This window comes from Roseibium aquae, assembly GCF_008711285.1.
GTDB classification, from domain to species: domain Bacteria; phylum Pseudomonadota; class Alphaproteobacteria; order Rhizobiales; family Stappiaceae; genus Roseibium; species Roseibium aquae.
The window spans coordinates 161100-173697 of sequence record NZ_VXDC01000006.1; the positions used below are offsets into that span (position 1 = coordinate 161100).

The window sequence follows — 12598 nt, forward strand, 5'->3', positions numbered from 1 at the left end:
AGGCTGGGGCAAGTAATGCTGAACATTTCCCCGTTATGCTGACGGGAAACTTCACCTGTTTGTTCATCGCAAGCCGCTGGTCTGGCATGCTATGACCCGAATGGCGGAAACGAATGAGGGAAACGGCCAATGACGTTGTTGAAAATCGGTGTCCTCGCTGCCGCACTTCTCCTGCCGGCCAGTGAAGCCGTGAAGGCCGCCGTTTGCGACGCTCCGGTCCGGGTTCGTGTGTCCGCCGATTACGCGCCCTTCAGTTTTGCTGATGCCAAGGGCCGCATAACCGGCATGGACGTCGAGTTTCTCCGGAAAATCTTCGCCAAGATCGGCTGCGAATACCAATTGATTCCGATGCCGTTCAAAAGGTCGATCACCGAATTGGCCGAAGGCCGGATCGACATGATGCCGTTCATGTCCATCACCTATCAACGCCAGCAATTCGCCAGGTTTTCAGCCGCCTATCGCAATGAAACCGTCGGTCTTGTGATGCGCACGGAAGATGTCGACCGGTATGCGATTGACTCCTTGCAGGACATCATCGATCTCGGCCTGATTCTGGGGCACGAGTTGGGGACCTATCGCGGCGAGCTGTTTGAACAATTTCTCGAAACGGACCATGCGGACAGCCATGTCTTTTTCGTGGGCTCGACGGCCGAGGGCATCCGGATGCTCTCCGTGGGGCGGATCGATGCCTATGTGGAGGTCCCGAGATCGGGTCTCGTCGTGGCCGAAGAGCTTGGTCTAGCGGACGGATTGGCGCCGCATCGCTTCATCCTGTTTTCCGAACCGGTCCATTTCATGTTCAGCCAGCGCACCGTTTCGGGGGATCTGATCCGGGCCGTGAACGCGGCGATCCAGGACCTGACGAAGACCGACGACTATCAGAACACTTTCGGCCCGATGGCGCTAACCTCGCAGACGCAGGATGCCGTCAACTGACGCGCCGCGGCCCGAGCCTCAAACCGGCAGCACCGTCTTGGGCGGCTCCTTGACGCCCTTCGCCAGTTTGCCCACCGCCGAGCTGGCCGCAACCTCGCCGGTTGCGGCGAAGGCCTCGTGGTTCCGCTCAATATAGCGCAGATCGTAAAGATAATTGACCAGAAACCCTTGCGCCTGGGTCATCCCGTTCGCCGACAGATCGCCGCGCCAATTGATCCGTTCCAGACGCGCGCCGTTGCCGATGTGAAACCGGGCCACCGGATCGAGCGGCCGTCCGTTGCGGCCTTTTTCCCGAAGCAGATAGTGCGCGCAGAGCGGAACGAGGGCGGCCTCCATTTGTTTTTGGAGATCGGGCTCATCAAGCCAGCGGCCATCTTCCAGCGCATCCTGCAGCTCCGGCCCGAGCAGTTCGCCCGACACCGAAGGCTCGCTGGCAAGATCGGCCCGCAACCACCGCGCAAAACCCGGCACGGGAGACAAGGTCACGAAGGTCCTCAGACCCGGCAGCTCGCGACGCAGTTCCTCAACCACCTGCTTGATCAGGAAGTTGCCAAAGGAAATGCCGCGCAGCCCGACCTGGCAGTTCGAGATTGAATAGAAAACGGCGGTCGTCGCCTCTTGCGCCCGAAGCTCCGCCCGTTCTTCGGCAAGAATGGGACCAATGGCCGCCGGGATGTCCCGGGTCAAGGCCACCTCGACGAAAATCAGCAGGTCATCCACGAGTGCGGGGTGGAAAAAAGCATAGAGACGCCGGTCCTCGAGGCCGATCCGGCGGCGCAAATCCGCCCACCCCTCGATTTCATGGACCGCCTCGTAGTCGATGATCTTCTCTAGAATGGCGGCCGGGGTGGACCAATCGATCCGCTTCATGACCAGAAAGCCCCGGTTGAACCAGAAACTGAAGAGGCGCTCAAAATCCCGGTCGACTTCGCGCAGATCCGGGTGGTCCGGCAGCAGGCCGAGCAAATCGGACCGCATGTCCACAAGGGCCCGGGTGCCGCCAGGCGCAAGGTTGATCCGCCGGATCAACTCCTGACGCTTGGGTTCGGTAGCGGCGTGAAGCTGGCGCACGAGGGCCTGATCCTCCGGCGCGTTCTGACAGGCCGCGAGCGCTGTCTGGACCGCGTCCAGATCGGGCCCGAACCGCGCCAGAAGGGCCTGGAAGAAGGTCAGGCGCTGCTCAGCGCTCAACGCCGCGTATCCGGCCAGAATTTCGCCCGCCAGCGCCACGCCGGAGGCTTCCCCGCGCCCCGACAAGAGCGCTTCGCACAGATCGATCAGCGGCATATCGCCAGACCGGTTGAGCCGGGGTCCGATCAGGGCCCTCCCCTGCTCCGTGATGGATGACAACAATTCGCCGAAAAAACTGGTGTTCATCTGGACCTGACCCCTCGGTTTTTCCGATCTCAACTGCCCGGTCGGGACAGGTCAAGCGCTGCCTTCGTTTTATACTCTGTGCAATTCAGGAGAGCGGCGTGATAGGGAGCGTGATCTTGCATGCGACCGATTGTTCGGGCAGTCTCGCGCCCGCAAATAGGCGCATCCGACAAGACAGCGTGAGCCGCTGCGGCTGGTCCCGGCGACCGGGCCGAGCATGGCGCATAATCGATGCACAGCGGATTGAATTGACGAAACGATTGCCGGGAGTGGCGGATGGAACGTGTACAGACCCTCAATGAGATGATCGCCGACGGGGCGGTGCATGTGATCGGCATCACGCTGGGGCTGGCCGCCACGATCTCGCTTGTCTGGGTCCTGTGGAACACGCCGGATATCGGCCGTCAGGTCAGCGTTTACATCTATGCCGGATGTCTGCTGGCGATGCTCACCTGCTCGGCGCTGTACAACATGTTCGCCAAGACCAACAAGTCCGGGCTTCTGCGCCGGCTCGATCACGCCGCCATTTTCATGATGATTGCGGGCACCTATACGCCGCTTGCCGCCATGATCATCGGCGGATGGACGGGCGGCATTCTGCTCGCGATCGTCTGGACCGGCGCAATTGCGGGGGCGATCATCAAACTCGTGAGCCTGAACCGGATCGACAAGATTGCCCTGCCGATCTATCTCGGCCTGGGCTGGGTGGTCGTGTTTGCGTTCAAACCCTTGATGGACAACGCCTCCGGGTTCGGTTTCCTCATGATCCTGGCCGGTGGACTGTTGTACACGCTTGGCACGATCTTTTACTCTTGGAAAAATCTGCCATTCCAGAACGCGATCTGGCACGTGTTCGTCCTGGCCGCCGCCATCTGCCACTTCACCGCAGTGTATCATGACGTCGCGCTGGCGGCAGCACTCTGAGTCCGCTTGCGGTCTAGGTCGACACCGCCTGATCTTCGGTCAGCACAACCACCTTGGTGCGCAGGGGCACCCGGTTGAACAGATCGATCACATCCTGCTGCCACATCCGGATACAACCGGAAGAAACGTTCTTGCCGATGCTCTTGGGATCCGGCGTGCCGTGGATCCGGTAGAGCGTATCGACCGGACCTTCCCAAAGATCCATCGCCCGCGCGCCCAGCGGATTTTTCAAACCGGACGGGAAGCCTTTCTCCCAATATTTTTCAAGATTGGGGCGCCGCGCGATCATTTCCCGCGGAGGGCGCCAGATCGGATGGACCCGCTTCACCCGGACCAAAGCCTCCCCGGACCAGGCGAAGCCGGCACGGCCGACGCCGATCCCGTATCTCAACGCCTTGCCGCCCGGCAACACCCAATACAAGAAGGTGTTGTATGGATCGATCACGATCGTGCCCGGACGCTCGCGCGTCTCATAGTCCACAACCTGACGCCAGAACCGCTGGTCAAAAGCCTTGTAGTTGACGGTAGGCCAGGTGTACTCGCCATCCGGCAGCGCGGCATAAGCGGAGGCGTAATCGAATTCCTCATCCGGCAGAGCCGGCTGATCGGGCAGTCCGACTGCTTCCATACTCTGGCACCCGGCCAGCACCCCGGCCGTCAGGAGCGCGCCGCCGTAGAGAAAGCCCCTGCGGCTCAACAATCCGCGGCGCGCGGCGGATAAACGGCTTTGTGTCCGGCAATCGCTCATCATGAAGAATTCCAATCCAAAGACCGGCCGTTCTTGGCGCAAACGCGGCCGGGTTGGCAAGACACATTTACGGGAAGGACCAAAACCGCTGCCGGTTTTTCCATTTTTCCGCTCGATGTTCCATGCTAGGCGGGTAAGCGAAACAAGAACAGTCCCCGTAGGTCTCCTGTGTCCCCAGCCGCGACTTCAACCCATACTCCAATTTTCGATGGCCACAACGACACGCTCTTGAAGCTTGAGATCGACGCTGGCGCGGGGCGTGAACGCGATTTCTTTCAGCGCTCGCAACGGGGTCACATGGATCTGCCACGGGCGCGCGACGGAGGGTTCGCCGGCGGCCTTTTCGCCATGTTCGTTCCCTCCAATCCGGATCAGGATTTTTCCAAGCCCTTCAATCCGCGCGATCCCGCCAATTATGCCGAATTGCCGCAACCGGATGCGCTTGCCTTCACCCACAGTCTTATGGCGCGGGCCTTTCGGCTGGAACGGGCATCGGGCGGGCGAATGAAGATCTGCCGGAATGCCGCCGAAATCCGTAGCGCCATGCAACAGGGACAGGTCGCCATATCGCTGCACATGGAAGGCGCCGAAGCCATCGACGGCGATTTTCACGCGCTTGAAGTTCTTTATGCCGCGGGCCTGAGGTCGCTCGGACCGGTCTGGAGCCGGAAGAACATCTTTGCCGATGGCGTTCCGATGGCATTCCCCTCCTCGCCCGACACAGGCCCCGGTTTGACCAGTGCCGGCCGCGCGCTCGTCACGGCCTGCAACCAGCTCAAGATCCTGATCGACCTGTCCCATCTCACCGAAAAGGGATTCTGGGATGTCGCCTCGATCACGGACGCCCCCCTGGTGGCAAGCCACTCCAACGCCCATGCGCTTTGCGCCAGTGCCCGAAACCTCACGGACCGGCAACTCGACGCGATTCGTGAAAGCCGGGGCCTCGTCGGGCTCAACTTTCATGTCGCTTTTCTGAGAGAGGACGGTCAGCACCGGTCCGCCACGGCTTTGGACGTCATTGCCCGGCATGCCGCCTATCTGGTTGAACGCCTTGGCGAGGACCATGTCGGGCTTGGGTCCGACTTCGACGGTTGCATGCCCCCGGCCGATCTCAAAGACGTGTCACGGCTGCAATACCTTCTGAGCGCCTTCCGAAACGCGGGCATGACCGACGCCATGGTGGAAAAAATCGCCTGGAAGAACTGGCTGCGGGTCCTGGAAGAAACGCAGTCTTGAGGTGAATCCACCCACTCGCGAAAATGTGAAAGCCCTTTCACATTTCGATGATTGCGTTTCGAAGCGAACCACGCAACGATCTTTCGTGTTGGGCACATTGGCAAGCACAGTGAGACTGCCCCACCAGCGCGAGTAAGCTGGTCGAACCTGGGTTGGTTTCCAAAAAATGCCAAGGCTCCACAGAAACAGTTTTGTGCCGGCCCCATCGGCAATCTTCAGCTACAGGTCAGCTCCCCTTTTGAGATGGCTGGCTCAGCTTGATCAATGCGGAACGCATAAGCTTTGCGTTGCGTTCATCGTGTGACTACGAGGCCCGCCATGTCGGAAGCCAGGGCCCTCGGGTTGGACGTCTTTTTTGGTCTTTTTCCAACACTTGATTGCGACATTCACCTCTGCTCATGACATCCCGCAAGGCACACGGTGTTTACAAGAAGCTCCAGGAACGCATCCTGATCGGAGATCTGACCTCAGAGAGCCCGATCACCGAACAGGCGTTGGCCGAAGAGTTCGGCTGCGCCCAAAGCACCATTCGGGAGGCGCTGCTGCGTCTTCAGGAAGATGGTCTTGTCGACCGCCGTGGATACCAGGGAACATTCGTCACCCATTCGGGAAATGACGAGATCCTGGTGATGATCCGGCTGAGAATGGAAATTGAAGCGGTCGCAGTTCAGCGGTTTCTTGAAGGATACACGCCAGAGCAGATCACGGACTTGCGCGCGAAAGCCGACACCTACAACGTCAGACGCCGGGACCGGGATCGGCTGGGCGTGTCAGATGCCGATGTCGATTTTCATCTCACGCTTTTGGAAGCGGCCGGCATGCCGCTCCTTGGACCTATCCTTCGCCGAACGCTTTTGCACCTGCACCGCTTCATCGTCTCCCAGCACCGCGACAATCTGGTCTGGATCGACAAGATCGAAGCGTCACACGAGGCCATCCTGGACGCGGTGGAGCGGCGCGATGCCCCTCTGGCCAACAGATTAATCCTGCAGCACGGCACGACCAACACCATCGAGGTCAAATCGGAAATCTACCGCACCGTCTTCTCCCGGCTGAAGGGCGTTCCGCTTGGCTGGACCGGATAGCGCTCAAGGTGGAGCCTCTTCCAAGCGCTGCGAAAGACATCAGGCCGGGAGCGGGCCGGCCAAACGCTCTTGGGTCAACATGGCGGCCCGGATCAGTTCACGGGTATAAGTCTCCCGGGGAGCCTCGAAGATATTCTGCGTCGGCCCGGCTTCCACGACCTGGCCGCGCTTCATCACCATCACCGTATCCGCGATCGCCCGGACCACCGCCAGATCGTGGCTGATGAAAATGTAGGTCAGGCCATGGGCCGCCTGGAGCTCGCGCAAAAGCTCGACAATCTGTTTCTGAATGGTGCGGTCAAGCGCCGATGTGGGTTCATCGAGAACGACAAGATCCGGTTTGAGGACCATGGTGCGGGCAATCGCGATCCGCTGTCTCTGGCCGCCGGAAAACTCGTGCGGATAGCGGTTGCGCGTGGCGGGATCGAGCGACACCTCCTCCAGAGCCAGACACGCCCGCCGGTCCCGTTCCCTTGCAGACAGGGACGGCTCATGGACCAGAAGCCCTTCCGAGATGATCTGGCCGACCGTCATGCGCGGGCTCAACGAGCCGAACGGGTCCTGAAACACCAGCTGCATGTTCCGGCGCAAGGCTTTCATCTCGCGGCGGCTCTTGCCGGTGATGACGCCGCCCTGATAGACCACCCGTCCCCCGGCCGGCAGAAGATTGAGGATGGCGCGGCCCAGCGTCGACTTGCCCGATCCGCTTTCCCCCACCACGCCCAGCGTCTGTCCCCGGCGCAGGACAAAGCTGACCCCGTCGACGGCCCGCAGCACATGTTTGGGCCTCAAGAACCCGCCGTCGAGCGCGAACTCGACCTCTACCTTCTGCGCCTCCAGGAGCACCGGGGCCTGCGGTGGCACAGCCGGCTTGCTGCCCGCCGGTTCGGCATCCAGAAGCATCCGCGTATAGGGATGAGCGGGCCTGGAAAAGATCTCCTGTGTTCTGCCGGTCTCGACCACTTCGCCGGTCTTCATCACATAGACCCGGTCGGCAATCTGCCGCACGATTCCCAGATCGTGGGTGATGAAGATCACAGCCATGCCCAGGCGTTTTTGAAGGTCCCGCAATAGCTCCAGGATCTGGGCCTGGGTCGTCACATCGAGAGCCGTGGTCGGCTCATCCGCGATCAGGACATCCGGGTCGTTGGCGAGCGCCATGGCGATCATCACGCGCTGGCGCTGCCCGCCGGACATCTCGTAAGGGTAGGCTTTCAGCTTGCGCTCCGGCTCGGGGATGTTCACCAGTTTCAGAAGCTCCAGCGCCTTCGCCTGTGCCTGCTTCCAGGACAGCCCGCCATGGACGACCATCGGTTCGGCCAACTGCCGGCCAACGGTGTAGAGCTGGTCGAGCGAGGTCATCGGCTCTTGGAAAATCATCGTGATCCGGGCACCACGGATCTTGTTCAACTTGCCGGTGGACAATCCAAGGATGTTCTGACCGCCATAGATCACCACGCCCGACGTGCGGCCGTTGGACGCTAGCAGCCCCATCGCGGCCATCATGGTCTGGCTCTTGCCCGACCCGCTTTCACCAACAATCGCGACCGTTTCTCCGGCGCCGACCTCAATATCGACCCCCTTCACCGCCGCGATCGGGCCGGTTGGGGTATCGAAATCAACCTTCAGGCTCCGGATATCGAGAACCGTATCATTGGCCATCTGTTTCTCCCCCCTCACCTGTCTTTCGGATCCAGCGCATCGCGCAAGCCGTCCCCGATGAAGTTCAGGGCGAACAGCGTCGATGTCAGGAAAATGGACGGGAAGATCAGCATCCAGGGCGCGCCTTGGAGATTGCGGGCGCCTTCGGAGATCAGCACGCCCCAGCTGGTCATCGGCTCCTGGATCCCGAGCCCGAGGAAGGAGAGAAAACTTTCCAGCAAGATCACCTTGGGCACCAGAAGGGTCATATAGACAACGACCGGGCCGAGTGTGTTGGGAATGACATGACGGCGGATGATCCCGCCATCGCCGACCCCCATGGCCTCGGCCGCCTGCACATATTCCTGCCGTTTGATGGTGAGCGTCTGGCCGCGCACGATCCGCGCCATATCCAGCCACTCGACCGCTCCAACGGCAATAAACATCAGGACGAAGTTGCGGCCGAAGAACACGACCAGCATGATCACGAAGAAAATGAACGGAAGCGAATAGAGAATGTCCACGACCCGCATCATGAGCTGATCCACCCGCCCGCCGAGATAGCCGGACGTCGCCCCGTAAACCACGCCGATGCTGATGGCGACGGTTGTGGCGAGCAGGCCGATGGTCAGGGAAATCCGGCCCGCGATGAATGTCCGCGTCATCAGGTCCCGCCCGTTGGCATCCGTTCCGAAATAGAAGTGCAGATGCTTGATGTCAGCGGCCAGGGTCGCGCGGGTGTCATTGTCCGAAAGATCGCTCAACACCGCGTTCTCGAACATGTCGCTGCGATCGATATAGCGGGTCGAGCGGGGATCGATGCTCCGGCTCGACGTGACCCTGGCCACAACCCGGTCCCCGGTCCGCTCATAGCTTTCCAGCCTCAGGCGCGCCCGTTTGACCAAAGCCTCGAAGGCCGGTTGCACCTGGTCCGCCTTGGGATAGGCCTCAAGGCTCGCCGGCACCTTCACATAGTCCCGGTAGACCGCGTCATAGTCATGCGGCGACAGGATCGGCCCCAGAATGGACAGCAGGGTGATGACGGCAAGCACGATCATGCTGGCGACCGCGGCCCGGTTGGCCAGCAGACGGTCCCGTGCGTCGTCCCAAAGTGAACGTCCCTTTTGGGGACCAACGACAGTTTCCGGGCTTGTAACAGCCATGTGGCGGTTCCTCAGTCGTAGCGCACGCGCGGATCCAGCAGCGCGTAAAGCAGATCCACGATGAGATTGAAGATGATGACAAAGCACGCCACGACGACAACCGTCCCCATCACGAGCGTGTAGTCCCGGTTCAGCGCGCCTTGCACGAAATACCGGCCGATGCCGGGAATCCCGAAGATCGTCTCAACCACGACGGACCCGGTGAGAAGGGCAGCCGCGGCCGGCCCCAGATAGGACACCACCGGCAGGATCGCGCCACGCAGCGCATGCACCCCGATGACCATGTAGGCGGTCAGCCCATAGGCCCGGGCCGTGCGCACATGATTGGAGCGCAGGGCCTCGATCATGGAGCCGCGTGTCAGACGGGCAATGACCGCGATCTGCGGCAGCGCCAGCGTCACGACGGGCAGGACTTTGTTGACGAAGGCACCGTCTCCCCAACCGCCGACGGGAAGCCAACCGAGCCAGACCCCAAGAACAAGGGTCAGAACCGGCGCCACGACAAAATTCGGGATGGTCACGCCCAGCGTCGCTGCCGCCATGACCCCGTAATCCGCGGGTCCGTTCTGGCGCAGCGCCGCTACGACGCCCAGCATGCCGCCAACGGCCAGGGCAAGACAAAGCGCGCTCAAACCGAGCTGGATCGAGATCGGCAGACTGGCCGCGAACAACTCATTGATCGTGAAGTCCCGGAAATAGAAGCTCGGACCGAAATCCAGCTGTGAGATGGACCGCAGATACAACAGGTACTGGGTCCAAAGCGGTTCGTCCAAGTGATAGATCTTGTTCAGGTTTTCCATCACCTTGGCTTCCAGGGGGCGCTCCAGGTCGAACGGCCCGCCGGGCGCCACCCGGATGAGGAAAAACGAGATTGTCACGATCAAAAAAATGGTCGGGATGGCCCCGAGCAATCGTCCGAGCACATAGCGGCTCATGGGCTTGCCCTTCTCGCTGAAGCGGTGGTCTTGAGCCGTTGCCGGCGCCACCTTGCAAAACCGGCGGCGGCGGAAACCCCGCCACCGCCAATTCCGTTGCTCGCGGTTACTCGGAAATACTCATCCAACGGGTCGGATGAATGTCCTGAAGATTGTCTTCAAACCCGCTCACCTTGTCGGAGACGAGGTTCATCGAGCCGAAATACATCAGCGGGATGAACGGCAGGTCGCGCATGAAAAGCGTTTCCGCCTGCTTCAGTATGGCGGCCCGCTTTTCAAGGTCGACGGTCTTGGCCGCCTCGTCCATCAGCGCGTCGTATTCCGGATTGTTGTACCGGGCATAGTTGAAGCCATCATTGTCGGATTCGACCATGAACAGGAAGTTCTGCGGATCGGAGTAATCGCCGATCCACCCGGCCCGGGCGACATCGAAGTCGCCGCGATCGCGCAGGTGCGCGTAGTGGGACGCGACATCGGTGTTCAGCATGGTGACTTCAACCCCGAGCGGCTTCCACATATCGGCAATCGCAACGGCTGTGTTCTTGTGGTTTTCCGAGGTGTTGTAGCGGATCTCCAGCTTCAGCGGATTGTCTGGCGAGAACCCGGCGGACTGAAGAAGCTCAATCGCCTTGTCCTCACGGTCAATCAAGGACAGGCCTTTATAGTCGGCATAGGCCGGCTCGCCATAGTTGCCGATCCCGGGCGGCACGAAGGAATAGGCCGGCACCATGACGCCGCCCCAGATTTCATCGGCCAGGAACTCGCGGTCGATGGCCATGGAGAGCGCACGGCGCACGTCCGGATTGGACAAAGCCTCGTCCTCATGATTGAGGGCGTAGTAGTAGTTGCCGAGATAGGGCGCGACCCGGAACTGCGGGCCAAGCTCTTCCTTCATGAAGGCGACCTGTTCGGTCGGGGCGTCGTTGTTGGTGTGGAGTTCGCCAGCCTGGAACCGGCGCAGGGCCGCCCCGCGATCTTCCGTCGGATAGAAGATGACGGTATCGATCTGCACATTGTCCGCGTCATGGTAGAAGGGATTTTTCGTCGCCTTCAGTTGTGCGTTCGGGGTGAACTCGACCAGCGTGAACGGCCCGTTGGTCACGATGTTCTCCGGCTTCACGAAATCCGTGCCGTGAGCCTCGACAGTGGCCGGGTGGACGGGCAAGCCTGTCTGGTGCCCCAGCAGGTCGATGAAATACGGCGTCGGCGCTTCGAGCGTGATCTCCAGCGTCCGGTCGTCGAGCGCTTTGACGCCCAAGTCCTCAACAGGCATGTCGCCAGTGTTGACCGCCTCGGCGTTTTTCACCGGGTACAGAATGTTGGCGTATTTGGCGCCGGTTTCCGGATTCATGATCCGGCGCAGCGAATAGACGAAATCTCCGGCAACGACCGGATCCCCGCTGGACCATTTCGCATTCTCGCGCAAAGAGAACGTGTAGACGGTGCCGTCGCCGGACACGGACCAGCTTTCAGCCACGCCAGGGATGATTTCCCCCTTGGCGTTATGGGCGACCAGACCTTCATAAAGATCGCGCAAGATATGAGCTTCGTAGACCGTCGATGTCTTGTGTTGATCGAGCGTTTCCGGATCGCCGGTATTGCCGCGATGGTACACCACCTCGGCAAATGCCGTCAGCGACGTGGCTGCCATAAGCGCCGCTGCCAGCGCGGTGGCGCGCAGGGACTTTTTCATCTGGATTTCCCCTCTTGGTTGTTGTCCCACTTCAGTGGGTAAGCCCGGACGATTTCACGAGCACGCGCGGGGATCAAGCCCTTCCTAACGTCATCTTCCGCTGTTTTTTGCTACTTTATCGCAGATATACGGGAAACATATCCACAGCGAATAGAATTTTCCGCTTTCTGTTTGAAAAACGAATTTTTCTCCCACTTCGATTCGGTTTGGACGGAGCACAACCTTAGCGGCAGTAGCGCCGTTTACCGCTGTAGGCCAGATAGGTGCCCGACCGGGGATCGAAGGATTTGAATTTGCGCGAGCAATAGGCAATCCACTCCGGCGTGAACGGGACCAGCCCGTTCTTGGCGATGGGAATACCGGCGGGCGCCGCATGGCGGGGAACGGGGGCGGGCAGGATATATGGCACGCCCGGATAGTATTTCGGGCGGTAGGGGCGATAGACACGGCGCGGATAGTAGCGCGGCGGATAATACCGGGGCGGCGCGTAGCCCGGGCGGCCGTAATCGTACCGGCGGGTATCGTAATAGATGACCCCCTTGCCGGTTCCCACCACGATACCCGATCCGATATGGACCCCGCCGTAAACGCCCTGATAGTGCCACTTGCTGCCGGCATCCGCGGGCACACTCAAAAGGAAAAAGGCACTGAAGACGGCAAGCAGGGCCGCTCCGGCTTTCAGAAATGCAAAGTTCCGCATCATCACGCAAACCTCTCCGGTTTTCACGCGCGGTGCCGCGCGGTCCGTCTGCCGCCCCCTTTACCGGTGGCCAGTTTAACCCAAATGCCCTGTCACGTCGCGGGTCCTGTCCGCAATTTGGATCACGGGTCTTGCATTTGATCCGCTTATCGGGTTCCTG

11 protein-coding genes are annotated in these 12598 nt (G+C 60.6%); 4 read left to right on the plus strand and 7 right to left on the minus strand.

Annotated features, from left to right (window positions below; translation table 11 throughout):
• Positions 1–129 precede the first annotated feature (129 nt).
• Positions 130–936, plus strand: coding sequence for a substrate-binding periplasmic protein (locus F0184_RS11260; RefSeq protein ID WP_150496281.1), 807 nt, complete (start codon positions 130–132; stop codon positions 934–936).
• 18 nt (positions 937–954) lie between these two features.
• Here F0184_RS11260 and F0184_RS11265 read toward each other — a convergent pair whose 3' ends face one another.
• Positions 955–2313, minus strand: coding sequence for a malonyl-CoA decarboxylase (locus F0184_RS11265; RefSeq protein ID WP_150496282.1), 1359 nt, complete (start codon positions 2311–2313; stop codon positions 955–957).
• Between the two features lie 276 nt (positions 2314–2589).
• Here F0184_RS11265 and trhA point away from each other — a divergent pair, with 276 nt between their 5' ends.
• Positions 2590–3237: a PAQR family membrane homeostasis protein TrhA gene (gene trhA / locus F0184_RS11270; protein ID WP_150496283.1), complete on the plus strand. Its 648-nt coding sequence runs from the start codon at positions 2590–2592 to the stop codon at positions 3235–3237.
• A 13-nt stretch (positions 3238–3250) separates the two neighbouring features.
• Here trhA and F0184_RS11275 read toward each other — a convergent pair whose 3' ends face one another.
• Positions 3251–3988: a L,D-transpeptidase gene (locus F0184_RS11275; protein WP_150496284.1), complete on the minus strand. Its 738-nt coding sequence runs from the start codon at positions 3986–3988 to the stop codon at positions 3251–3253.
• A 198-nt stretch (positions 3989–4186) separates the two neighbouring features.
• Here F0184_RS11275 and F0184_RS11280 point away from each other — a divergent pair, with 198 nt between their 5' ends.
• Both F0184_RS11280 and F0184_RS11285 read left to right on the plus strand, forming a co-directional pair.
• A complete protein-coding gene (locus F0184_RS11280) occupies positions 4187–5221 on the plus strand; it encodes a dipeptidase (protein ID WP_150496425.1) in 1035 nt (344 codons plus the stop codon).
• 398 nt (positions 5222–5619) lie between these two features.
• Positions 5620–6306, plus strand: a complete 687-nt coding sequence (locus tag F0184_RS11285) for a GntR family transcriptional regulator (protein ID WP_150496285.1) — start codon at positions 5620–5622, stop codon at positions 6304–6306.
• Positions 6307–6345: 39 nt separating this feature from the next.
• Here F0184_RS11285 and F0184_RS11290 read toward each other — a convergent pair whose 3' ends face one another.
• The 5 genes from F0184_RS11290 to F0184_RS11310 all read right to left on the minus strand — a co-directional run bounded on the left by F0184_RS11290 (position 6346) and on the right by F0184_RS11310 (position 12441).
• Complete coding sequence (locus F0184_RS11290; protein WP_150496286.1) at positions 6346–7968, minus strand: ABC transporter ATP-binding protein; 1623 nt, start codon at positions 7966–7968, stop codon at positions 6346–6348.
• Between the two features lie 14 nt (positions 7969–7982).
• Positions 7983–9110, minus strand: coding sequence for an ABC transporter permease subunit (locus F0184_RS11295; RefSeq protein ID WP_150496287.1), 1128 nt, complete (start codon positions 9108–9110; stop codon positions 7983–7985).
• An 11-nt stretch (positions 9111–9121) separates the two neighbouring features.
• Positions 9122–10045, minus strand: coding sequence for an oligopeptide ABC transporter permease OppB (gene oppB, locus F0184_RS11300; RefSeq protein WP_150496288.1), 924 nt, complete (start codon positions 10043–10045; stop codon positions 9122–9124).
• A 106-nt stretch (positions 10046–10151) separates the two neighbouring features.
• On the minus strand, positions 10152–11738 hold the full coding sequence (locus F0184_RS11305; RefSeq protein WP_150496289.1) for a peptide ABC transporter substrate-binding protein: 1587 nt from the start codon (positions 11736–11738) through the stop codon (positions 10152–10154).
• Between the two features lie 223 nt (positions 11739–11961).
• On the minus strand, positions 11962–12441 hold the full coding sequence (locus F0184_RS11310; RefSeq protein ID WP_150496290.1) for a BA14K family protein: 480 nt from the start codon (positions 12439–12441) through the stop codon (positions 11962–11964).
• Between the last annotated feature and the right edge of the window lie 157 nt (positions 12442–12598).